The sequence below is a fragment of the Lederbergia wuyishanensis genome, from assembly GCF_022900255.1.
In the GTDB taxonomy this organism is placed as follows: domain Bacteria; phylum Bacillota; class Bacilli; order Bacillales; family Bacillaceae_C; genus Lederbergia; species Lederbergia wuyishanensis.
The window spans coordinates 95,495-117,976 of the sequence record NZ_JALIRM010000001.1; the positions used below are offsets into that span (position 1 = coordinate 95,495).

Genomic DNA, 22,482 nt, shown 5'->3' on the forward strand with positions numbered 1-22,482 from the left:
CTTTTGAATTAAAGCTTCAATGGGTAAAGGAGTTACTGAAGAGAAACGTTTAATTATAAACTTTTTATATAGCTGATTTCAGAGGGGATGGCGGTCATATACATTCCATGGACGCACATACACTCGAACCATGATTATAAATATTAATTGTTTAGAGGAATTTAAATAAGACTGTAATCATATTCCATACCAATTTCCCATAATCTTAGCTAAAAAAGGGGAATCGATATGTGTACGATAAAATTAAAAATAACCAATCATATTGCTTACGTTACGCTAAACCGCCCCGAAACATTAAATGCTATTAATTATTACATGCTGGAAGAATTATCCCGCACAGTTCAATTATTAAAAAGTTCCTCGGAAGCTCGAGTAGTTATTTTTCAAGGTGCTGGCGAAAAAGCATTTAGCGTTGGAGCGGATTTAAAAGAGAGAAAATCACTCACTGAACAAGAGGTTCGACGCAACGTACAAAAAATCGGGGAAGTATTTTTAGATATTGAAAACCTACCACAACCAACTATTGCTGCGATTAATGGCTATGCATTTGGAGGCGGACTGGAATTAGCGTTGGCATGTGATTTTCGATTCGCTTGTAGTCAGGCGATGCTAGGGCTTACTGAAACAAGCCTTGCCATTATTCCAGGAGCAGGAGGAACACAGAGACTGCCACGAATTATAGGCGAAACGAAAGCGTTAGAATTGATCTTAACTGCTAAAAGAATGACTGCTTTTGAAGCTGAAGTATATGGAATCGTATTAAAAACGATTGAGAAAGAGCGATTCATGGAAGAAGTAGAATCTTTCGCAAATAATATTATTAAAAATGGCCCAATCGCAGTTCAACAGGCAAAATATGCGATTAAAGCTGGGATAAATACAGATTTGCTCACTGGGCTTGAAATTGAACGGAAAGCCTATGAAATTACGATACCCACAGAAGATAGGCAGGAAGCATTACAAGCCTTTGCTGAAAAGCGAAAACCGAATTTTAAAGGGAAATAATATAATATTAAAAATACGGGGAAATTGAGTGTTTCAATTGTATTATGAATCTCCTAATCTTGCCGAAATTATGTATCCCGCTTATAATTGTAAAAAATAATCATAGTAATTAAGGGGGATTTAAAGGATGGAAGCTTCGGTGCCAAAAGTGAAATATACAGAATTTCGCCGGGGGCTTCATGAAGGAGTGAGCATTGCGATTGGTTATGCTCCGATTGCATTGACGTATGGCCTGCTCGCAAAAACAACCGGGCTGACATTGTTCGAAACGGTCTTAATGAGTTTGGTTTTATATGCAGGAGCATCACAATATATCGCGCTTAACATGTTTGCGCTCGGAACGGGTGCTGCAGAAATGATCTTAACTACTTTTATTGTAAATATAAGACATTTCCTAATGTCTGCCTCTCTCAATGAAAAAGTTGAAGAAGAAGTCTCTTGGAAAAAAGCGCTTTATGCATTTGGGGTAACGGATGAAACATTCTCCGTTGCAGCTACTAAAACTGAAACAGTTTCAACTGGTTATTTATTTGGCCTCAACATAATTGCGTATACAAGCTGGGTTATTTTCTCTGGTATAGGCTTTGGCATAGGCGCAGGTCTACCTCAAGTTTTACAAGAAAGTATGGCTATCGCTCTTTACGCAATGTTTATTGGTTTACTAGTTCCTTCAATGAAAAAAAGCATGAAGGTAGTTAGTCTCGCTTTACTTGCTGCAGTGTTTAATAGTATTTTTGTTTTTTCTGAAATCATAAGTAAAGGCTGGGCAATTGTAGTTGCAACCATTTTATCTGCTATTATAGTAGAAGCGGTAGAAACAATGAAAAGAAGGGGGGCCGGCGAAGGGTGAACAGTTCTATCATTATTTTAACGATTATCGGCATGGGTTTAGTTACTTATATTCCCAGAATGGTCCCTTTTGTTATGTTTCAGGGGAAGGAGCTCCCACCTTTTATTCAAGGAGTATTGAAAAATGTTCCATACGCGACTCTGGGTGCTTTAATTTTCCCTGCTGTTTTCATTATTCAGGAAGGCGATATCTTTTTTGGAGTTATAGGTATGGCCGCCGCATTTTTGATCGCATTTTTAGGAGCTAATGTAATTGCAGTAGTCCTTGGATCTATTGCAATACTTAGTGCATATTCATGGTTAATCTAATAAAAGTACATTAAACAAGGCCGCTTGAGTAATCAGGCGGCTTTTGCTTATTTAAGTACATTACATTGGTTATGTAAAAAGTGTGCAATATAACTTTTTTATTTATAGAAATCAATATTCATAAATCTAAGAATTTCAAAGCAGTGGCTTTAGCGAAGCATTTTTTCTTTAATTGAGTGCTATAATAGTTCAAAATAGTTTTTACTAATATAAATTAGGAAAAAATTTATCTTATTAGTTCTATTTAAAGATTTTTTTCCTACATATAATAAGAGATGGACAGGGGGGATATTTTATTGATTAGAAAATGGGCAATGCGTGCGGTTATCGCCTATCTTTTATTTGGCATAGCTATATTCCTGTATCTATTTTATTGGGCAGATACATCAATTCCCGAGGCGGTAAAAGGGACAAGCGCTGATCCAGCTACCTTTCTAAACGGAAGAGAGATGGAACTTAGTGAGGAGTACTCCAGAATCCGTAATTTAATGTTTTTTTTAGCAACACCTTATGAGTGGCTATTTTATTATTTAATTTTGATATTTGGTCTGTCAGCTACTTTTGAAAAATCTGCGAAGCATGTATCCAAATTTTTTATAGTAAGGAATGCTATTTACTTATTCTGGTTGTCTTTTGCATCATTGGTAATCATGTTTCCACTAAGCTTTTTATCGTACACAATTTCGAAATCGTATAATATATCTACACAAGTTTTCTCAGCATGGATGAAAGACAAATTTATTGATTTTTGGGTGCAGTATGCAACTATGTTTGTTGTTATTACCGTTTTATATGCATTAATGAGAAAATATAAGAGGCGTTGGTGGTTAGCAGCGTGGGTTATATCGATTCCATTTTCGATTTTTATGATGTTTATCCAACCAGTCGTGATTGATCCTTTATACAATGATTTCTATCCTTTAAAAGATAAACAGCTTGAAGCGAAAATATTAGCTATTGCTCAAGAAGCCAATATTCCAGCTGAACACGTGTATGAAGTGGACATGTCGACTAAAACGAATTCATTGAATGCTTATGTCACAGGTGTAGGCTCTAATTCGCGAATCGTATTATGGGATACAACATTGGAAAGGCTGTCAGATGAGGAAATACTCTTTATTATGGCACATGAAATGGGACATTACGTTGAAAAACATATTTATAAAGGAATAGCTGGATACTTACTTCTGTCCTTTGTTGGTTTGTGGTTAACAGCAAAATTGATGGAGAAATGGATTACGAAAAGAGGAAAGGATTGGAAAGTTGAAAGAATTACGAACATAAGCTCACTCCCAGCATTCCTTTTAATTACCTCTATCCTATTATTTGTTGCGAGTCCTATAACTAACTGGGTTTCACGTTATCAAGAAACGAGAGCCGACACGTATGCAATAAATATTACTCATGATAAAAATGCAGGGATTAAAACATTTCAAAATTTGACAAAAGCTGGATTAAGTCAAGTAAACCCTCCTCTTTTAGTCAAAATTTTCCGTTATGAACACCCAACAATGCTTGAAAGAATAAATAGGATTCAAAAATATAAGTTAGATGAAACTTCCAGCGAAGCTAAATAGGGATCACTCTGCCTTCATATTAAAGGTTACTGTCGAAAGTTTCTGAAAATAGGTTAATAAGCGCTTGGAATTAGACTATAGGCCTAAGATATGTAGGAAAATACTAAAAATCATATAAATTGCTTTGGACAAAAAAATCCCCCTTTTTTAGGGGGATTTAACATTTTATTGGCCCAAAAGATCAATTAATTCTTTCGAGAGTTTAATAAAAGTTTCTTTATCATGTAGATCAAGGGCACGGTCAATTTCCTCGCGAAGCTGTTGCTCACGTCTTTGCAAAAGGAGACCGTTTAGGAAAAAATCTGCGTACCATTCCATAGCTTGTGTTTCATTTTGATTCTGGGTCATCGTATACTCTTTAAGCAATTCCTGATAAGATTTCCTTTTTTCCATCGATGATCACCTCTGAAACTTTTTTTAATTATACACGGAATAGGCAAAAAAATCAACAGAAGAGTGCTAATTTTCAGAGGAGTATTTTAAGTCTAAATTTACAAAATATACATATACTATTTTCAGATTTTTTAATAAATAGTGACATTTGACCTATGTTATGATATGGTAATATTGTCACAATTTAGGGAGGGAAGTAGAAAAATGTTAGAACAAGAGATTTTATTGGACGAGTATGAAATTAATCCTGATACGATGATGATTAGACCGTACATAAAGGATAATGAAATATACTCAGAAGTGTTTGAACTAGATAATCATTTTTTAGTTCGCGAAAAACCACTGAATATTGTTAAGAGAGGTTGCGAGTACTTCGGGAGTTCGTTTCAAGGCAGAAGAGAAGGAACTAAATCACTCATAACGGTTACCCACAAATCACCCATCATCATTGACCCCTACACAGCAATATATTTAATTCCAACATTATCACATACTAGACCAGAGTGTATTTGGCTTTCTCACGATCATATTGTTTCGCATAATAAAGGAAGCGATAACAATACAATTATTCATTTTCGGAATCATCAAAGCATTGAAATTCCAATCTCATCAGGATCATTTGGTAATCAATTATCCAGGGCTGCAAAACTACGAATTAGTTTTCAGCAAAATATAGAAAGAATGGAAATGTATTCCGCCCATTCACATAGATCCTCAAACATGCAAGCGGCAGAATTTAAAAAGAGATATAGATTTATAAGAAAAAAATAGATAATTATTGAGCTTACTGAGATGGGCCTTTTTTCTCAGTAAGCTTTTTTATGCTTAAATTATTAAAAAAAAATTGTTGACAGCTGAAAACGATTGCAATATTATTTTTATAGAGAAAACGTTTTCGTAAAAGGTTTTCGTAAAACGTTTTCTACAAGAGTGATTTACTGTAGGTGAGGATTGAATGAAAAGGTGGACTATAAAAGACATTGCGAAAAAAGCTGGTGTTTCTATTACAACAGTTTCGCGAGTGTTGAATCACAAAGAGGAGGGAATGTCCCAAAAGACACGTGAAAAAGTGCTTAAAGTAATGGAGGAGGTGGACTTCCAGCCCAATCAATTTGCTCGCGGTTTAGTAACCAAGCGATCTAAAACATTTGGACTAATAGTTCCTAATATATCTAATCCATATTTTCCTGAATTGTGCCGAGGTGTGGAAGATGAGGCGAATGAAAGTGAATATAGCTTAATCATCTGTAATTCGGATGATCAAACGGAAAAAGAAAAGCGATATTTACGTCTTTTAGAAGAACAACAAGTAGATGGAATCATTTTTTCAGCAAAAGACAGTTTAGATCCCTCTGATGAAGAACAATTATCACGTGCAAAAATTCCTTTTGTTCTCATTGACAGAGGAAAAAATGAAAAAAAACATTCCGGAGTTTTTTTAGATAATGATAAAGGTGGGTATTTAGCTGGAAAACATTTAATAGAGTTAGGTCATAGAAGAATAGGATGCATTACTGGACCAAAGTCCATTGCTTTATCTAATGATCGTCTTGAAGGTTTCCAGAGAGCATTACTTGAATCAGGCGTTGAACTCCCGCCATCTCAAATTATTGAAGGGAATTTTCAGATGGAAATGGCATACCATAAGTCAAAAGACCTTCTTATGAAAAAAGAAGTAACAGCAATTTTTGCCTGTAATGATGTAATGGCGTGCGGCGTTTATCGTATGGCTCACGAGCTAGGTATTAATATACCTACGGATTTGTCCATTGTGGGCTTTGACGATATCCCACTAATTTCCGCGTTAATTCCTAAACTTACAACTATTCGACAGGATACGTATCAAATGGGTAGGGAGGCAGTAAACCTTTTAATCCAAAAACTTGAAAATAAAGATACGACATCTGTCATGTTTAATCCAACACTTGTAGTTCGTGAAAGCAGTACATCACCTAAGTTATAACTTTAATTGTTTTAATAGACACCATATATGTAGATTAACTAGAGGAGTGTATTCGATGAAAAAAATACCAGTAATTATTGATTGCGACCCAGGAATTGACGATGTAATGGCACTATTACTAGCTTTTTCTCGAGATGATCTGGATGTTAAGTTAATTACAACTGAACCAGGAAATCAAACTCAAGATAAAACAATCTACAATGCTATAGCTTTCACTAGCTACATGAAACAAAATATAGAAATTGCTAGAGGGTTGAATGATCCTTTCTTTAGAGAACTTGAGGTTGCGGATAAGGTACACGGAGAAAGTGGATTAGGAGAAGTCATTCTTCCGGAACCAACTTTGCTTGAAAGTGATAGAACAGCAATTAATGCTTTAAAAGAAGTTTTAACTGAAAGTGAAGAACCAATCGTTATAATCGCGACTGGTCCACTTACAAATATTGGTGCACTGTTACTTGCACATCCTGAAGTAAAAGAAAAAATCAGCTATATTTCCTATATGGGTGGTGCGGCAGTAGCTGGGAATATGAGCCCATTTGCTGAGTTTAACGTATATGTTGATCCTCATGCAGCTGATATCGTATTTCGTTCCGGAGTTCCAATTGTCATGAGTGGACTAGATGTTACTCATAAAGCATATGTTAACATGGCGGAATTGGAAAAAATCGAGAGCATGAATACAGATTTATCAGAAAAGATTGGTTCCATGCTTCGATTTTATATTAACACTGCAAAAAATAACGATTTCCAAGATACGGATTTCGAAAATGGCATACGTTTACATGACCTATGTGCTGTTTCATATGTCGTCACACCTGACCTTTTCGAAGGTGAAGATTGTTTTGTAGCTGTTGAAACAGAAGGACGTCATACTGCTGGTGCGACTGTTGTCGATTATGCGTATCGGTCAGGAAAACCTCATAATGTAAAGGTATTGCACTCCGTAGACCGTGAAGCTTTTGTAAATCAATTTATGGAAGCAATTGAAAAAATGAGCAATTATATTGGTCAATAACTAAAAAAGGTGGGAAACAAGATGAAACGTAGTTTTAAAGATGATTTTAATATGATGTCCATGCTTTTAATTCCAATCGGCGTTGCAGTAAACATTGTCGGTTTCCAAATTGCAAACGTTTTAAGGCTTCCTATTTTTCTTGATACAATCGGTACAATATTAATCGGGGTAGTTGCGGGTCCTTGGGTAGCGTTACTTGCCGGGTTAATTACAAATCTGATTAATGGTATTTTCAACCCTACGTATTTTCCGTATGCGATTACATCGATGGCGATTGGGGTAGGAGTAGGGTTATTGTCTAAATCGGGTATGTTTAAAAATATTCCTAAAACAATTGTTTCCGGTATTGTTATTACGTTTATCGCTGTTATAGTATCTGCTCCAATTACTGTTCTTGTATTTGGTGGAGCTACTGGAAGTACATCATCACTTCTTACAGCAACACTTCTTGCTTCAGGTCAAAAAATTTGGGGTGCCGTATTTGCTTCATCCTTTATCTTTGAAATTGCTGACAAAATAGTATCTGCTCTTATCGTATACTTTATTGTAAGAAAAATGTCTGACCGTTATCTATCTAAAATGAATTATGGATCACTTTATATGAAACGCGGTGGCAATAAATAATTTTGTATCTTAACTCTTTCCGTTCTTCTGTGCGGAAAGAGCTACTTTTTCTGAGGAGGGTTCACAGTGCAGAAAAATTTCATTCAGCAGCTGCATCCAATGACTAAATTCTTCTTTGCATTGTTTGTATCAGCTGCTGTTCTTATTATTCCAGGATATTTATTCTCATTTTTAGTCTTTCCAATTTTACTTCTTATCGCAGCAGCAGCAGGTATTTTTAAAGAATTTTTTGGAACAGTTATGAAAGCATTGTTATTTTTGCTTATCATCGTTTTCCTAATGCAGCTCTTTTTCTATCCAGGTGATCATGTGATTGGACAATGGGGAATATTCAAGTGGACTGAGGAAGGCTTGAATTACGGATTAACACTTACTTCGCGGATTCTCGCAATGGGTTCTGCATTTATATTATTTTTCCGTTTGACAGAAGTTCGAGACTTTGTAAAATCGCTTGAAGACGCTGGTCTCCCCCCAATGGGAGCATATGTAGTTTTATCCACTTTGCAAATTATCCCTGAAATGCGTCGTCATGCTAATACAATTATGGATGCTCAAAAAACACGTGGGGTAGAAACAGAAGGATCAATGTTGACTAGGGCGAAAGCATTTATCCCAACTTTAACTCCACTTATATTATCATCCATCTCAAGTACGGAAGAACGAGCAATCACTCTAGAATCTAGAGCGTTTTCCGCTCCAACTAAGAAAACAAGTTTGCATAAGCTGACGAAAAGTACAGCAGATCGAATTCTACCATTCGTGTATATTATTATTTTAGTAGGAATGGTGTTATGGAGGATACTCGCATGAATTCTATCATTGAAATGAAAAATGTCTCATACCGTTATCCGGTCGCCGATGATTGGATTATCAAAAATGCATCTTTTGCAATTGAAAAGGGAAAATTTACAGCCGTAATTGGTAATAATGGATCCGGTAAAACGACCCTTTGTAATATTATACGTGGATTCATTCCGCATTTTTACAAAGGAGAGCTTGAAGGGGAAGTAATTGTAGACGGTAAAAATATTGTGGACTACCAGCTAGGTCAATTAGGTGAAAAAATTGGGTATGTCTTTCAAAACCCCTTTATCCAAGTATCGGGAGTAAAAGATACAGTTTTTGACGAAGTAGCTTACGGGCTAGAAAATTTAGGTGTAGAAGAAAACGAAATTATTGACCGCGTAAACGAAGTATTAAAACTTGTAAAAATCGAACATTTGCGTGATAAACATCCAATGGAGCTTTCTGGTGGTCAGCGTCAGCGTGTTGCTCTTGCATCTATCATAGTGATGAATCCAGATATCCTTGTTATTGACGAGCCCACATCACAACTAGACCCAATTGGAACGGAGCATGTATTTGATATTATTCGTCTCATGAAAGAAAAGGGAAAAACAATTATCCTTGTAGAACATAAAATGGACTTAATAGCTGAATATGCAGACAATCTTATTGTTCTTAACGAAGGTGAAATTGTTTTACAAGGACCAACTAGAGAGGTCTTTGCAAATCCCCGCTTTGGAGAACATAACATTCAATATCCTCATGTAACAGAAGTTGCGCTACATTTACAGAAAAACGGTGTTAAATTAAATTATGTTCCAATTCGCGATGAAGAATTACCAGAGAGCATAGGTTGGACAAATATAGGGGTGGGTGCTCATGACTGAGATTCGATTGAAAAACGTTAGCTTCGCTTATCCTGACGGTACAAAAGCGCTTGAAAACTTGACCCTGACTGTTCCAAGCGGCCAACGCTTAGCGATTATTGGGCAAAATGGGGCTGGAAAAACAACCGCTGTAAAATTGATGAATGGACTCTTAAAACCATCTGAAGGAGCGGTTTTTGTCGGTGATTGGAATACAAAAGACTATACAACAGCTCAAGTATCTCGAAACGTTGGTTATGTCTTTCAAAATCCGGATGATCAAATTTTTCACAATGATGTGGAATCTGAAGTCCAATTTGGACCTAAAAATATGGGCTTTGACCCGGAGCGAGTGACAGCGTTAACTGATTGGGCGATGGAATTATGCGGTATTAGTCATGTGTCTCACGAAAATCCTTACAATTTACCTTATTCTGTTCGTAAATTTGTTACAATTGCATCAGTATTGGCTATGGATTCAGATGTAATTATTTTGGACGAGCCAACTGCCGGACAGGATCGAATTGGATTAGATTTACTAAGCAAACTTCTAGATGAACTAGAGAAAAAGGGAAAGACGGTTATTACAATTACACACGATATGGAATTTGTCACAGATTATTTTTCTCGAATAGTTGTAATGGCCAATCGAAAGATTATAGCTGATGATGATTCAGAACATATTTTTTATAATCATGCAATATTGGATGAAAGTATGTTGAAACCGCCGGCAGTTGCCAAAATGGCAAACCTATTGGGCTTGGAGAAAGGTATTCTGACAAAAGGCCAATTATTATCCGTATTAAAGAAACGAGATTTGACGAGAGGACGATAACAGGCATGGATATTTCATTAGTTGGCAGCATTAATATAGATCTTGTATATCGTGTTCCCTATGTAGTTAAAAATGGTGAAACGCTCCACAGTGCATCCCATAGTGTTCATTTCGGCGGAAAAGGTGCCAATCAAGCTGTTACAGCAAGCCAACTAGGAGCAAATGTTCATTTTATTGGAAAAGTTGGCGCTGATGATTTCGGGGGACAAGCAATTAATAATTTGAAGGAAAAAGGTGTATATACTGATTCGGTACAAAAGGAAGGAGCTACTGGGCAAGCGATTATTCAAGTGACAGATGCAGGTGATAATGCGATTGTTTTGTTTCCAGGTGCTAATTTCTTAGTTACACCTGAACAAATTGAACAGGAAGCCGATATTATTTCATCGAGCAATGCACTTCTTCTTCAGCTAGAGGTTCCGCTTGAGGCAGTTGAAAAGGCGGTGGAAATTGCAGCCGAACACGGGCAAATGGTTATCCTTAACCCAGCTCCTTCACAAAAATTGCCGGATTCTTTATTAAAGAATGTTACATTTTTAACTCCGAATGAAACAGAGCTTGCTCAATTAACAGGTATTGAAACGACATCGGAAGAAAATATTCGTGCTGCATGTAGTTTATTACTCGATAAAGGGGTAGGCACAGTTGTCGTTACACTTGGATCGAAAGGCTCTTTTTATATGAATCGTGAAGAAAGTGGATGGGTTCAAGCATTGAGTGTTAACACGATTGATACAACAGGAGCAGGAGATGCGTTTAATGGAGCATTGGCTGTAGGATTATGCAGTGGAGATTCGCTTCGAAGTGCCATTGAGTTTGCCACGAAAGTTGCTGCTTATGTTGTCACGCAAATGGGTGCCCAGCCACTTATCCCACATTCATATTTGGAATAAACACCGTAGCTCTTCGTATTTGTTGCGAAGCAGCTACGCTTTTTTTTCGATGTGTATATTTTTGAACCGCTCAAACAAGTAATAACGCAGCAATTCTTCTGTTCTATTTCTTAGCCTCGGATTAAAGTAATTATGTTCCTCTTCATAACCTTTATAAACGAACATGTACATTGTAAAGGCATCATCTGATTTAAGACGCTCTACCTTAATATTATTTTTATACAAATAGCGTTTTACTGCAGCGAGATCTTTCTGAATAGCTTTCATGGTTTCTTCAATTAATTCTAAATAAGGTTTTTTTAATTTAAGAGAGCTCGTATTTACTACAATTAAGTCTCGATTCAATACGGTGAGCAACATAGGTAGATAAATGGCTTGCTCGATGATATCCCGGTCACTTGTTGGAATTCTTGTCATTTGCAATATCCTCCCTTCGAAAGAAAAAGAACATACGTTCCCTTTTATAATACTAAGAAAAAAAGTGTATAGCAAGATATTAAAATCCAGAATATTAAAATGGGCTCAAAAAAATTTTCTCCTTAACAAGCAGGAAAAATACTTAGGGCGTCGAAATATTGTACAATGTAAAAGTATCAACAAGAAAGGGCGATAAATATGACCTCGAAACAAGGAATTAAACCAGAAGATCTTTATCAGTTGAAATCAGTGGCTGATCCACAAATATCACCTGACGGAACAGAAGTTGTATACGTCAAAACACATATTGACGAGAAGAAAAAAGACTATGTTTCTAATTTATTTTACATAAACTTGAATGATAAGATTCCTCAGCAATGGACATTTGGCGAACATAAAACAAACTCACCTATATGGTCTCCAGATGGCAGTAAATTAGCGTTTGTGTCTACGAGAAACGGCAAGCCACAAATTTTTGTACTTTCTAAAATAGGTGGAGAAGCAAAACAAGTGACAGATTGTAAAAACGGTGCGACATCTCCTGTATGGTCTCCGTGTGGAAAGAAAATCGCGTTCTCTGTGAAACTTGGTAAAGAAGAAACGATTAATGACAAAGCTGAAAATGACAAGAAAGAAGAGAAAGAACTTAAACCACTTGAAATAGATAAAATGAAACATAAATCAGATGCAGGCGGATTTCTTGATATGGAGCAATTTTCCCACGTCGCTATCGTCAATTTAGAATCTGGAGAATTGGAAGCAATTACGGAAGGAAAACATAATTTCCAGCTTGGCACATGGTCTCCAAACGGAAAATATCTTTCTTACACTGCAGACTTAACAGTGGATCTTGATTTTTCATTTATGAGTGATATTTACTTGTTAGATTTAGAAACGAAAGAAACTCGTAAGCTAACGGAAGGAACAGGGATGTTCTATCAAACATCATGGTCTCCAAACAGCCGCTATATCGCATATGTGGGAAGTGAAAGAGAATTTGAAAATGCGACACATGCAAAGCTATGGATTTATGATTTAGAAAATGATAATAAGATTTGTGTAACGAGTGAATTTGATGCACCCGTCGGTGATTTTGTAGTCGGGGATTTCCTTCAAGGTGTTGTTGCTCCACGTGTCCAATGGTTAGAAGATAATGAAAGCTTTTATTTCCAGGTGACAGATCATGGAAATGCAGCCATTTACTTTGGAAATCTTTCTGGAGAATTATATCCTGCTATTAATGATGATCAATATGTATATGGTTTTTCACTTGATAAGAAAAATGATAAAGCAGTTGTAGCAATAAGTACTACGACAAATCCTGGAGATTTATTTTATGTAAATTTAAATACGGGCGAAAAAGAACAGCTTACTAATGTAAATGAAGAGTTTCTAAAGACGAGAGAATTATCTATCCCTGAAGCCATTGAATTTGAAGGTGCAGATGGCTGGAAAGTAAGTGGCTGGATGATGAAGCCGGTGGGATATGAAAAAGGAAAAAAATATCCGCTTATACTTGAAATTCATGGTGGGCCGCATGCCATGTATGCTAACACTTATTTTAACGAATTCCAAATTCTTGCAGCTCAAGGCTTTGCGGTTCTATACACGAATCCTCGAGGAAGCCACGGATACGGTCAGAAATTTGTCGATGCGGTCCGAGGCGATTATGGCGGCAATGATTACAATGACTTAATGGCTGCTGTTGACTTTGCATTGGAGCAGTATGATTTTATTGATCAAGATCGTCTAGGTGTAACAGGTGGAAGCTATGGAGGCTTCATGACAAACTGGATCGTTGGTCATACAAACCGCTTTAAAGCAGCTGTAACTCAACGTTCCATCTGTAATTGGATTAGTTTTTACGGAGTAAGTGATATCGGCTACTACTTTACAGACTGGCAAATTCTTGCGGGACTAAATGATATAGAGAAGCTATGGAATCATTCACCACTTAAATATGTCGACTATGTGGAGACTCCACTTTTAATTTTGCACGGTGAAAAAGACTATCGCTGTCCAATTGAACAGGCAGAGCAATTATTTATTGCTTTAAAACATCGCGAAAAGGAAACAAAATTCGTTCGTTTCCCTGAATCCAATCACGAACTTTCAAGGAGCGGAAAACCAACGTTAAGAATCAATAGGTTGGAATATATTAGAGACTGGTTTGTGAAATATTTATAAGAAAAAAATTTGGTTGGCTTAAGAAGGGAAAGTCCTTCTTAAGCCAATTTTTAATGAAATCTAATACATATTAAACAAAAGGAAAAATACATATACAAAAACAAACAAAAAATGGTACTTTAATATCAGAAGATTTTAAAAAGTGGTGAAAGTAAAAGGGAGGGAGAATGCCTTGTTTAACATTAAAGACGTTCGTTGTGAGTACAAGAAAGATCCTATTGGAATCGATGTTGAAAAGCCAAGAATTAGTTGGAAATTAGAATCCGATCAGAGGGGTGTTGTTCAATCATCCTATCAAATTCAGGTTGCAGAGAACCAAGATTTTGTTAATCTGCTATGGGATTCTGGAGAAGTGAAATCCGATAAAAGTATCCATATTGAAATCGAGGACGTACAAGTTACTTCTCGTAGGCGTTACTATTATCGTGTACAAGCTTGGAATCAGCATAGTGAAGGAACTGGTTGGTCAGATACATCTTTTTGGGAAACCGGATTACTTAATAAGGACGAATGGTCAGCAGAATGGATTAGCTCACCAAGTGATTTGGAGTTAATGGATGGTACTCAAAGTCCGATTTTGCGTCGATGCTTTAGCTTGAATGCCGCCATATCATCTGCGCGGATTTATGCAACCGCTTTAGGTATGTATAATCTACAATTAAATGGTCAAAAGATTGGGGATGCTTATTTCACTCCTGGTTGGACGAACTATAATGAAAGGCTGCAATATCAAACATATGATGTAACTGCCTTGCTTCGTTCAGGAAACAATGACATTGAAGCTATGCTTGGAAATGGTTGGTATAAAGGGGAACTTGCTTGGTCTGGGGCACATTCTCATTATGGGAACCGCCTTGCATTACTTTTTCAACTGTACGTTGTATTAAATGATGGTACTGAAATAATCATTCATTCAGATGAACAATGGGAAGCAGAGGCAAGTCCAATCCTGATGTCAGAGCTTTACCATGGTGAAACTTATGATGCTCGACTCGAACAGAAGGAAAAGACTTGGAAGCAAGTCGATGTTATTCCGTATACAAAAGATATTCTTGTCGCTCAAGAAAACGATCATGTCCGTATAATAGAGGAAATTAATCCAGTTGCTCTGGTCACAACTCCAAAAGGTGAAATTGTACTTGATATGGGGCAAAACATGGTCGGTTGGGTTCGTTTTTCTGTAAAAGGAGAAGCTGGTCAAAAAGTAAAGTTGATTCACGCAGAAGTACTGGATAAAGACGGAAACTTCTATATGGATAATATACGGACAGCTAAACAAACGAATCACTATATTTTAAAGGGGGGAGAAATAGAAACATTTGAGCCGCATTTTACGTTCCAAGGATTCCGTTATGTTCAGTTAATCGGATTTACTCCGGAGCAACTTCATTTAGAACATTTCACAGGTGTGGTCCTACATTCCGATATGGAGCCAACTGGAAGTTTTGAATGTTCTGATTCAATGATTAATCAGTTACAACATAATATTTTATGGGGGTTAAAAGGAAACTTCCTTGACGTGCCGACTGATTGTCCACAACGCGATGAGAGACTTGGATGGACAGGGGATGCCCAAATGTTTATAAGAACATCCACCTATTTAATGAATGTTGCTCCATTTTTCACGAAATGGTTAAGAGATTTAGAGAGTGATCAAGCGGATGATGGTGGAGTTCCTTTCGTAGTACCAAATGTTCTCGGGAAAGAAGGTAATCAACATTTCCCACCACCATTTAGTTCAGCCGCTTGGGGAGATGCAGCTGTCATTTGTCCATGGACCATTTATCTCGTCTATGGAGACAAGAGATTACTAGAAGAACAGTACGATAGTATGATAGCTTGGGTTGAATATATTCGCCGTCAAGGAGAAAATGAATTTCTATGGAATACAGGCTTCCATTTCGGAGATTGGCTTGCCCTCGATTCAAAGCCTGATAGTTATGTTGGAGCAACGGATCGTGATTATATCGCAACAGCGTTTTATGCATATTCCACTTCCTTGCTTCAAAAAACAGCCATGGTACTTGGAAAATCTCAGGATGCAGAACAATATTCCAAGCTTCACACAAATATTGTAAAAGCTTTTAAAGAGGAATTCGTCACACCTGCAGGTCGTATATCTGTACCAACGCAAACAGCACAACTCCTTGCCTTAATGTTCGAATTAGTAGAAGGAAAAGCAAAAGAACGTGCTGTTGAAAAATTAATGGACTTATTAAAAGAGAGTAATTTTCATCTGACAACAGGCTTTGTTGGTACACCTTACTTGAACCATGTATTAAGTGAAAACGGTCAAAATGAAGCTGCCTATAAATTGTTATTCCAAAAAGATTATCCATCGTGGTTGTATCAAGTAACAAAAGGCGCGACTACAATTTGGGAGCATTGGGATGGCATTAAAGAAGACGGTAGTTTCTGGAGCGCTGACATGAATTCCTTCAACCATTATGCTTATGGAGCAATTGGAGATTGGCTATATCGTAAAGTATTAGGAATTGATATGGATGAGCAATACCCTGCTTACAAAAAGAGCATCATTAAGCCGCTCCCAGGGGAAGGGCTGTTCTTTGCTAAAGGAAGACTAGAAACAATGTATGGAACAATTGAGTCGAGTTGGACCAAACTTTCCGATGGTACGCTGGAAGTAGAAGTGACAATACCGTCTAATACCACTGCCGAAATTATATTGCCTAATTCTTCAGGTAGAAAAATATTTGAAAGTGAGCTTCCTATAGAGCAATCTAACGCACTAACTGTTGTTACCGATTCTAATAACGATGTAAAAGTATTAGTTGGCTCAGGGAACTATCTATTTAAGTATTAGTAAAAAATAGAAAGTAATTAGTAACCCAAATTATACAAACGTAATATGAAAAACAGATAGAGTGTCCTAATCTCTATCTATTTTATTGCGGAATACTTATGAAATTTAAAAAATTTAAAGGATTTTAAAGACTTGTAGAAAATTAATATATTATGGAGATTTTTATTATTACTTAAGTTGGGGGTAAAGCAATGAAAAAAGTTAAAGTCGGTGTCATCGGATGTGGAATGATTAGTGCAATTTATCTTAAAAATTGTACACAGGTTTTTAACAATGTTTTAGAGGTTGTAGCAGTTGCGGATCTAGTTCCGGAGATAGCAGCAAAACGCGCGGAGGAGTTTCAAATTCCTGTTTCGTGTTCTGTTGAAGAATTATTGGCGAATCCTGAGATTGATATTGTTATCAATTTAACTGCTCCAGCAGCCCATGCTTCCGTTAATTTGCAAGCGCTTAACGCAGGGAAGCATGTGTATACCGAGAAGCCGTTTGCTCTTAATCGCGAAGATGCTGATAAAGTTATAAATTTAGCCGAATCTAAAGGTTTGCTTGTAGGATGTGCCCCTGACACATTTTTAGGTGCAAGTATTCAAACTTGCATTAAGCTAATTGAAGATGGAGAAATTGGACAACCTTATGCGGCAAATGCATCAATAATAATGGGAAACTCATCTGATGGTATGCATCCTAATTTCCAGAACTTCCTGAAGCTTGGTGGAGATCCAATTTTAGATATGGGACCATACTATTTGACTGCTCTAGTAGCGATGTTAGGACCTATAAAGAGAGTCACGGGTTCTGCACAAAAGCTTCGTGAAGAAATTACGATTACAAATGAAAAGTCCCCACGCTACGGAGAAACATTTCCAGTTGAAGCACCAACAAATGTTGCAGCAACATTGGATTTTCATAATGGAGTAGTAGCTAATGTACAAGCAACAAAGGAAAGCTTTGGCTATCGCCCAAGACTCGAAATATTTGGAACGAAAGGCAATTTAATTGTTCCAGATCCGAACTTTTTTGGACCTATCCAGGGGTTTATTGGTGATATAACAATTCAGTATCCAAATTTTGAAACGAAAACAATTCCTCTTACCCACGGTTTCAATGAAGATAGCAGAGGAATAGGGGTTGCAGATATGGCTTATGCGATTCAATCTGGTAGAAAGCACAGGGCAAGTGGTCAATTAGCAAGGCATATATTGGATGTTTCATTAGGTATCTTTGAAGCGTCAGAAAAAGAAAAACACATTTATATACAATCAATGATTGAGCGTCCAGCAACATTACCAGTCGGTCTAAAAGATAATGAATTAGATTAATATTTTGAGAGGATGATAATTGTATGAAAAAGTTTCCTATAGGTGTTCAGCCTTATACAATTCGTGAAGCAATGGGAAAAGATTATGTAGGGTCAATTAAAAAGGTCGCTGAAATTGGTTATAAAGGAATTGAACTAGGCCCACCACCGGAAGGAATGACTATTCAAGAGCTAAAGTCACTTTTAGATGGGCTAGGACTAAAGGTTGTTGGGACGCATGCGGGATTTGATACGTTGGATTTTGAAGTGGATAAGATTGCAGATTATCTTGAAGAAATGAATGCCGAAAAATTTGTTACGATATCGATGATTTTTAAATCAAAAGAAGATGTCTTGGAAAAAGCGAAGAAAATGAATGAGATTGGAGAAAAATTCCGAAAACGAGGAGTGACATTCCTATACCATAATCATCATTGGGAATTTTTTAAAGTTGATGGAGAATACGTGCTTGATATTTTACTCCGTGAAACAGATCCAGAGTTTGTACAAACGGAATTGGATACATATTGGATCAGAAGAGGTGGAGAAGAGCCTGTTCAATATCTCCGCAAATTGAAAAATCGTGCTCCGCTTCTCCATATTAAAGATATGAAGGCCGGAGGAGAAGATATTTCTAAGGGATTTGGCGAAGGTATCTTAGATTTAAGTGAACTTTTTGCTCAAGGGGTAAAAGAACCTTTTGCAGAAGTTGGTGAAGGGATTCTTGATTTTAAAGAAATTGCTACAGTAGCCGAGGAAATCGGAACGAAATGGCTGATTGTTGAGCAAGATGAGAGTGAGAGAGATCCATTTGAAAGTTTAAAAATAAGTTATGATAATCTTACCAAGCTCGGCTTGGTAGAATAGGCATGTAGACTAATTTAACTAGAAACATTGTTAACTCTAAACTTGATTTTACCCATAAAAGCGGGTGATTCCTGCCAAAAGAAGCTCATAGGGTACGAACTTCCCAATGGGCTTCTTTGCAGCCCCGTTATGTTATAAGGGGGATTTGTATGTCTATTAAATATGTAAAAAATGAAGGTGGACCAACTCTTGGCTATTCATCAGAATCAGGAGTGGAAATAATAGAAGCAGATGGGAAGCTATTCAAAGATTTAAACAAAGACGGAATACTTGATAAGTATGAAGATTGGCGCCTTTCTCCTGAAGAACGTGCAAAAGACTTAGCATCAAAAATGTCAATTAAACAGATTGCTGGACTTATGCTTTATAGTAGCCATCAAGCAATTCCAGCTTCTAAAGGTTTTTTTTCAGGAACATTTAGCGGTAAACCTTTGAATGAAAGTGATGCGGAACCATATGATTTATCTGATCAACAAAAGGATTTCCTAATTCATGATCATTTGCGTCATATATTGATTACGACAGTTGAAACTCCTGAAATTGCAGCCAAATGGAATAACAATGCTCAAGCTCTTGTAGAAGGGATTGGTCTAGGAATTCCAATTAATACTAGTTCGGATCCACGACATGCATCCATTGCAAGTGCCGAATTTAATGCAGGTGCTGGCGGTGCCATTTCAATGTGGCCGGAAACACTTGGATTAGCAGCTACGTTTGATCCCGAACTTGTAAAAAAGTTTGGAGAAATCGCTTCGAAAGAATATCGTGCCCTTGGAATTACAACGGCATTATCTCCACAAATAGACCTAGCAACAGATCCAAGATGGATGAGATTTAATGGAACGTTCGGGGAGGATTCCAAGCTTACAACGGATTTAGCACGTGCATATGTTGATGGATTCCAAACATCAGAAGGAGAAAATGAAATTACGAATGGCTGGGGCTATGAAAGTGTCAACGCAATGGTTAAACATTGGCCAGGTGGGGGATCAGGTGAAGGTGGAAGGGATGCACACTGGGGCTACGGGAAATATGCTGTTTATCCAGGAGGAAATTTTGATGAGCAATTAATTCCGTTTACGGAAGGTGCTTTCAAACTATCAGGAAAAACAAAGATGGCATCTGCAGTAATGCCTTACTACACAATCTCATATGATCAAGACGATGAAACAAATGAAAATGTTGGGAATGCGTATAATTCCTACATTATCAAATCCCTGCTTCGCAATAAATACGGTTATGATGGAGTTGTCTGCACGGATTGGGGAATCACAGGAGATGAACCGGTTACAGTTGATATTTTTGCAGGAAAGTCTTGGGGTGTGGAGCATTTAAGTGTAGCAGAACGGCATTATAAAGTATTAATGGCTGGCGCAGACCAGTTTGGTGGAAATAACGAAGCAGGACCTATTATAGAAGCCTATCAAATTGGTGTAAGAGAACATGGCGAGGATTTTATGCGGAAGCGATTTGAAGTGTCTGCTGTTCGACTACTATTAAATATTTTTAGGTTAGGGCTCTTTGAAAATCCGTATTTAGTTCCTGAAAAAAGTGCAGAGATTGTAGGGCATTCCGATTTTATGAAAAAAGGATATGAGGCCCAACTAAAATCCCTTGTTTTGTTAAAAAATCAACAAAATGTCTTGCCAATTCAAAAAGGAAAGACTGTTTATATTCCGAAACGCTATATTGCTGAGGGTAGAAGCTGGTTTGGGCATGTAATACCTGAAAGACTGGAATACCCTGTTAATTTAGATATTGTGAAAAAGTATTATAACGTAACTGATAATCCTGATAAAGCGGATTTTGCTATAGTTGTCATTTCTAATCCGGAAGGTGCTGGGTACAGTAGGGAAGACTTCGAAGCTGGAGGAACAGGATATGTTCCAATCAGCCTGCAGTACAAGCCGTATAAAGCAGAACATGCACGTGAAAAAAGCATTGCCGGTGATTCGAGAGAGGTTCTTGATCGAAATTACCTCAATAAATCATTCACACCACCGAATACAACAGATCTCGATTTAGTATTAGAGACAAAAAAAGCAATGAAGGAAAAACCAGTCATTGTTTCGCTTCTACTGTCTAAACCAGCTGTAGTTGAAGAATTTGAAAAAGAAGTAAATGTAATTCTAGCAAATTTCGGAGTTCAAGATCAAGCACTTCTAGATATTATCAGTGGGAACAATGAGCCATCAGGTCTTTTACCTATGCAAATGCCAGCAAATATGAAAACGGTTGAAGAACAATTTGAAGATGTTCCACATGATATGGAATGTCATGTCGATACAGAAGGAAACAAATATGATTTTTCGTTCGGACTTAATTGGTCAGGAGTTATTAATGATAAAAGAAAGGAAAGATACAATAAGGAAAAAATGGAAAAAAGTAGACTTTAGAAGCGGGAATTAGTGTGACACTTATACAGCTAAGCTTTAAATCAAAAGCCTTATCAAAAAAATGAGTTTGGAGACCATGAAAGGTAGATCATGTAATAATGATATTTTTATGTTATTAAAGAAGTTATCTGCAAGTACTGGTTGAAAACCTAAATTATTCTTAGCATGTGGAACGGAAGATTTCCTCTATGAAGATAATAAGAAATATAGAGATTCCATTGCTGAAATAGGTGTTGAACTAAGATTCAAAGATGGCCCAGCTGGTCACTAATGTAAGTATTGGGATACAAAGATAAAGAGATTAATTGGATTGACTCTCATCAGAAATTAGCAAAGTCATAGTTTAATATAAAAAAACAATCTAAAGTAAGTACGATTTTAGATTGTTTTTTTGTTAACAAAGCCTAAAATACTTTACTTGCTCCTTTTTAAAACCGTTTTCTGAGAAGATTCAGATGTAAATAGCTCGAATCCAAAACACCGCTAGACTGATGAAGTTAAAGAACAGACTTTTTCAGTTTTTGAACTTTTGCTCATCATAGTTAGACGGTGTCTTGCACTTTTAGTTCTTTCAAGATGATTACTCCCGATATTAATTGGGTATTCTGTAACAAAGATGCACAATTTTTTTTTGAAAATGTGATATAATTTTTACATAATTTCAAGGAGGTTTCCTCTATCCTGATAGTGCGAATTGGGGAATGTTCATGGATTTTTATTCGATAAAAGAATGGTTTACTCTTGAAAATGTAATAGACTTAATAGATAAATACCGGTCTTTTGGACCACTACCAGGTATTCTTTTACCTTTATTGGAAGCTTTCCTTCCCTTTTTACCTTTATTTCTATTTGTGATGGCTAATGCAAATGCTTTTGGCTTAGGATGGGGCTTTTTCTTGTCGTGGTTAGGAGCTTTGCTTGGCTCCCTTCTTGTTTTTTTGCTAGTGCGAAGATATGGAGAAACACGTTTTTTTCAATTTTTACAAAGGAACAAGAATGTACAAAACTTAACAGGATGGGTAGAAAGAAGAGGATTTGGTCCATTATTTTTATTATTATGTTTCCCTTTTACGCCGTCAGCGATAGTTAATATAGTTGCAGGGCTATCGAAAATCAATGTATATCAATACATGCTTGCTGTTATTGGTGGAAAAGCGGTTATGATTTTTATATTAAGCTTCATTGGCTATGACATTGTTTCTTTGGTTAAACAACCGATTCGTACAGGAATTGTTTTAGTAATTATTTTCATTCTTTGGTATGTTGGAAAGCATATTGAAAGCAGAATGAAGAACAAAGTCCATACACGAGGTTAAAAGTTGTCTAAATCGACAGCTTTTTTTATTTCTTTTGGGAATGTATGTTCGTTATGTTAT

At 36.8% G+C, this 22,482-nt stretch carries 20 protein-coding genes; 18 read left to right on the forward strand and 2 right to left on the reverse strand.

All coding sequences use genetic code 11. The annotated features are described in order from the left end of the window. Window positions 1-228: 228 nt before the first annotated feature. From MT489_RS00615 to MT489_RS00630, 4 genes are all read left to right on the forward strand, one after another. A complete protein-coding gene (locus tag MT489_RS00615; protein WP_244679572.1) occupies window positions 229-1,005 on the forward strand; it encodes an enoyl-CoA hydratase-related protein in 777 nt (258 codons plus the stop codon). 127 nt (window positions 1,006-1,132) lie between these two features. After that, window positions 1,133-1,855, forward strand: a complete 723-nt coding sequence (locus MT489_RS00620) for an AzlC family ABC transporter permease (protein WP_244679573.1) — start codon at window positions 1,133-1,135, stop codon at window positions 1,853-1,855. Further along, the gene (locus MT489_RS00625; RefSeq protein WP_244679574.1) at window positions 1,852-2,163 is read left to right on the forward strand and encodes an AzlD domain-containing protein; all 312 of its coding nucleotides are present in this window, start codon (window positions 1,852-1,854) and stop codon (window positions 2,161-2,163) included. Before MT489_RS00620 ends, MT489_RS00625 begins: the two co-directional genes overlap by 4 nt. 296 nt (window positions 2,164-2,459) lie before the next feature. Next, on the forward strand, window positions 2,460-3,740 hold the full coding sequence (locus tag MT489_RS00630) for a M48 family metallopeptidase (RefSeq protein ID WP_244679575.1): 1,281 nt from the start codon (window positions 2,460-2,462) through the stop codon (window positions 3,738-3,740). Window positions 3,741-3,905: 165 nt separating this feature from the next. Here the strand turns inward: MT489_RS00630 and MT489_RS00635 are convergent, their stop codons facing one another. Beyond that, the gene (locus MT489_RS00635; protein WP_244679576.1) at window positions 3,906-4,133 is read right to left on the reverse strand and encodes an IDEAL domain-containing protein; all 228 of its coding nucleotides are present in this window, start codon (window positions 4,131-4,133) and stop codon (window positions 3,906-3,908) included. 204 nt (window positions 4,134-4,337) lie between these two features. On the opposite strand from MT489_RS00635, the gene MT489_RS00640 reads away from it, so the two are divergent. The 8 genes from MT489_RS00640 (at window position 4,338) to rbsK (ending at window position 11,118) form a co-directional block, all read left to right on the forward strand. Continuing rightward, complete coding sequence (locus tag MT489_RS00640) at window positions 4,338-4,904, forward strand: competence protein ComK (protein WP_244679577.1); 567 nt, start codon at window positions 4,338-4,340, stop codon at window positions 4,902-4,904. Between the two features lie 184 nt (window positions 4,905-5,088). Next, window positions 5,089-6,096: a LacI family DNA-binding transcriptional regulator gene (locus MT489_RS00645; protein ID WP_244679578.1), complete on the forward strand. Its 1,008-nt coding sequence runs from the start codon at window positions 5,089-5,091 to the stop codon at window positions 6,094-6,096. 55 nt (window positions 6,097-6,151) lie between these two features. After that, on the forward strand, window positions 6,152-7,114 hold the full coding sequence (locus tag MT489_RS00650) for a nucleoside hydrolase (protein ID WP_244679579.1): 963 nt from the start codon (window positions 6,152-6,154) through the stop codon (window positions 7,112-7,114). Between the two features lie 21 nt (window positions 7,115-7,135). After that, the gene (locus MT489_RS00655; protein ID WP_244679580.1) at window positions 7,136-7,738 is read left to right on the forward strand and encodes an ECF transporter S component; all 603 of its coding nucleotides are present in this window, start codon (window positions 7,136-7,138) and stop codon (window positions 7,736-7,738) included. 66 nt (window positions 7,739-7,804) lie between these two features. After that, window positions 7,805-8,548, forward strand: coding sequence for an energy-coupling factor transporter transmembrane component T family protein (locus MT489_RS00660; protein ID WP_244679581.1), 744 nt, complete (start codon window positions 7,805-7,807; stop codon window positions 8,546-8,548). Then, window positions 8,545-9,411, forward strand: coding sequence for an energy-coupling factor ABC transporter ATP-binding protein (locus MT489_RS00665; protein ID WP_244679582.1), 867 nt, complete (start codon window positions 8,545-8,547; stop codon window positions 9,409-9,411). Before MT489_RS00660 ends, MT489_RS00665 begins: the two co-directional genes overlap by 4 nt. After that, window positions 9,404-10,225: an energy-coupling factor ABC transporter ATP-binding protein gene (locus tag MT489_RS00670; RefSeq protein ID WP_244679583.1), complete on the forward strand. Its 822-nt coding sequence runs from the start codon at window positions 9,404-9,406 to the stop codon at window positions 10,223-10,225. Before MT489_RS00665 ends, MT489_RS00670 begins: the two co-directional genes overlap by 8 nt. 5 nt (window positions 10,226-10,230) lie before the next feature. Beyond that, on the forward strand, window positions 10,231-11,118 hold the full coding sequence (gene rbsK, locus MT489_RS00675; protein ID WP_244679584.1) for a ribokinase: 888 nt from the start codon (window positions 10,231-10,233) through the stop codon (window positions 11,116-11,118). Window positions 11,119-11,151: 33 nt separating this feature from the next. Here the strand turns inward: rbsK and MT489_RS00680 are convergent, their stop codons facing one another. Next, window positions 11,152-11,535, reverse strand: coding sequence for a YhjD family protein (locus tag MT489_RS00680; protein WP_244679585.1), 384 nt, complete (start codon window positions 11,533-11,535; stop codon window positions 11,152-11,154). Between the two features lie 198 nt (window positions 11,536-11,733). Between MT489_RS00680 and MT489_RS00685 the strand changes: the two genes are divergently transcribed. The 6 genes from MT489_RS00685 to MT489_RS00710 all read left to right on the forward strand — a co-directional run bounded on the left by MT489_RS00685 (window position 11,734) and on the right by MT489_RS00710 (window position 22,422). Next, window positions 11,734-13,722: a S9 family peptidase gene (locus tag MT489_RS00685; protein WP_244679586.1), complete on the forward strand. Its 1,989-nt coding sequence runs from the start codon at window positions 11,734-11,736 to the stop codon at window positions 13,720-13,722. 172 nt (window positions 13,723-13,894) lie between these two features. Further along, entirely contained in the window at window positions 13,895-16,546 is a 2,652-nt protein-coding gene (locus tag MT489_RS00690) for an alpha-L-rhamnosidase (protein ID WP_244679587.1), read from the forward strand. A gap of 191 nt (window positions 16,547-16,737) precedes the next feature. After that, window positions 16,738-17,865, forward strand: coding sequence for a Gfo/Idh/MocA family protein (locus MT489_RS00695; RefSeq protein WP_244679588.1), 1,128 nt, complete (start codon window positions 16,738-16,740; stop codon window positions 17,863-17,865). A 23-nt stretch (window positions 17,866-17,888) separates the two neighbouring features. Further along, complete coding sequence (locus MT489_RS00700; RefSeq protein WP_244679589.1) at window positions 17,889-18,710, forward strand: sugar phosphate isomerase/epimerase family protein; 822 nt, start codon at window positions 17,889-17,891, stop codon at window positions 18,708-18,710. A 149-nt stretch (window positions 18,711-18,859) separates the two neighbouring features. Beyond that, window positions 18,860-21,106, forward strand: coding sequence for a glycoside hydrolase family 3 protein (locus tag MT489_RS00705; RefSeq protein WP_244679590.1), 2,247 nt, complete (start codon window positions 18,860-18,862; stop codon window positions 21,104-21,106). 707 nt (window positions 21,107-21,813) lie between these two features. Then, window positions 21,814-22,422: a TVP38/TMEM64 family protein gene (locus tag MT489_RS00710; protein ID WP_244679591.1), complete on the forward strand. Its 609-nt coding sequence runs from the start codon at window positions 21,814-21,816 to the stop codon at window positions 22,420-22,422. Window positions 22,423-22,482: the final 60 nt, after the last annotated feature.

Excerpts from the sequence above, each read along its gene's own strand:
- MT489_RS00615 (WP_244679572.1), top strand. The coding sequence starts at position 229 with ATGTGTACGATAAAATTAAAAATAACCAATCATATTGCTTACGTTACG.
- rbsK (WP_244679584.1), top strand. The coding sequence starts at position 10,231 with ATGGATATTTCATTAGTTGGCAGCATTAATATAGATCTTGTATATCGT.
- MT489_RS00685 (WP_244679586.1), top strand. The coding sequence starts at position 11,734 with ATGACCTCGAAACAAGGAATTAAACCAGAAGATCTTTATCAGTTGAAA.
- MT489_RS00650 (WP_244679579.1), top strand. The coding sequence starts at position 6,152 with ATGAAAAAAATACCAGTAATTATTGATTGCGACCCAGGAATTGACGAT.
- MT489_RS00640 (WP_244679577.1), top strand. The coding sequence starts at position 4,338 with ATGTTAGAACAAGAGATTTTATTGGACGAGTATGAAATTAATCCTGAT.
- MT489_RS00655 (WP_244679580.1), top strand. The coding sequence starts at position 7,136 with ATGAAACGTAGTTTTAAAGATGATTTTAATATGATGTCCATGCTTTTA.
- MT489_RS00645 (WP_244679578.1), top strand. The coding sequence starts at position 5,089 with ATGAAAAGGTGGACTATAAAAGACATTGCGAAAAAAGCTGGTGTTTCT.
- MT489_RS00695 (WP_244679588.1), top strand. The coding sequence starts at position 16,738 with ATGAAAAAAGTTAAAGTCGGTGTCATCGGATGTGGAATGATTAGTGCA.
- MT489_RS00710 (WP_244679591.1), top strand. The coding sequence starts at position 21,814 with ATGGATTTTTATTCGATAAAAGAATGGTTTACTCTTGAAAATGTAATA.
- MT489_RS00680 (WP_244679585.1), bottom strand. The coding sequence starts at position 11,535 with ATGACAAGAATTCCAACAAGTGACCGGGATATCATCGAGCAAGCCATT.
- MT489_RS00635 (WP_244679576.1), bottom strand. The coding sequence starts at position 4,133 with ATGGAAAAAAGGAAATCTTATCAGGAATTGCTTAAAGAGTATACGATG.
- MT489_RS00665 (WP_244679582.1), top strand. The coding sequence starts at position 8,545 with ATGAATTCTATCATTGAAATGAAAAATGTCTCATACCGTTATCCGGTC.
- MT489_RS00620 (WP_244679573.1), top strand. The coding sequence starts at position 1,133 with ATGGAAGCTTCGGTGCCAAAAGTGAAATATACAGAATTTCGCCGGGGG.
- MT489_RS00670 (WP_244679583.1), top strand. The coding sequence starts at position 9,404 with ATGACTGAGATTCGATTGAAAAACGTTAGCTTCGCTTATCCTGACGGT.
- MT489_RS00705 (WP_244679590.1), top strand. The coding sequence starts at position 18,860 with ATGTCTATTAAATATGTAAAAAATGAAGGTGGACCAACTCTTGGCTAT.
- MT489_RS00700 (WP_244679589.1), top strand. The coding sequence starts at position 17,889 with ATGAAAAAGTTTCCTATAGGTGTTCAGCCTTATACAATTCGTGAAGCA.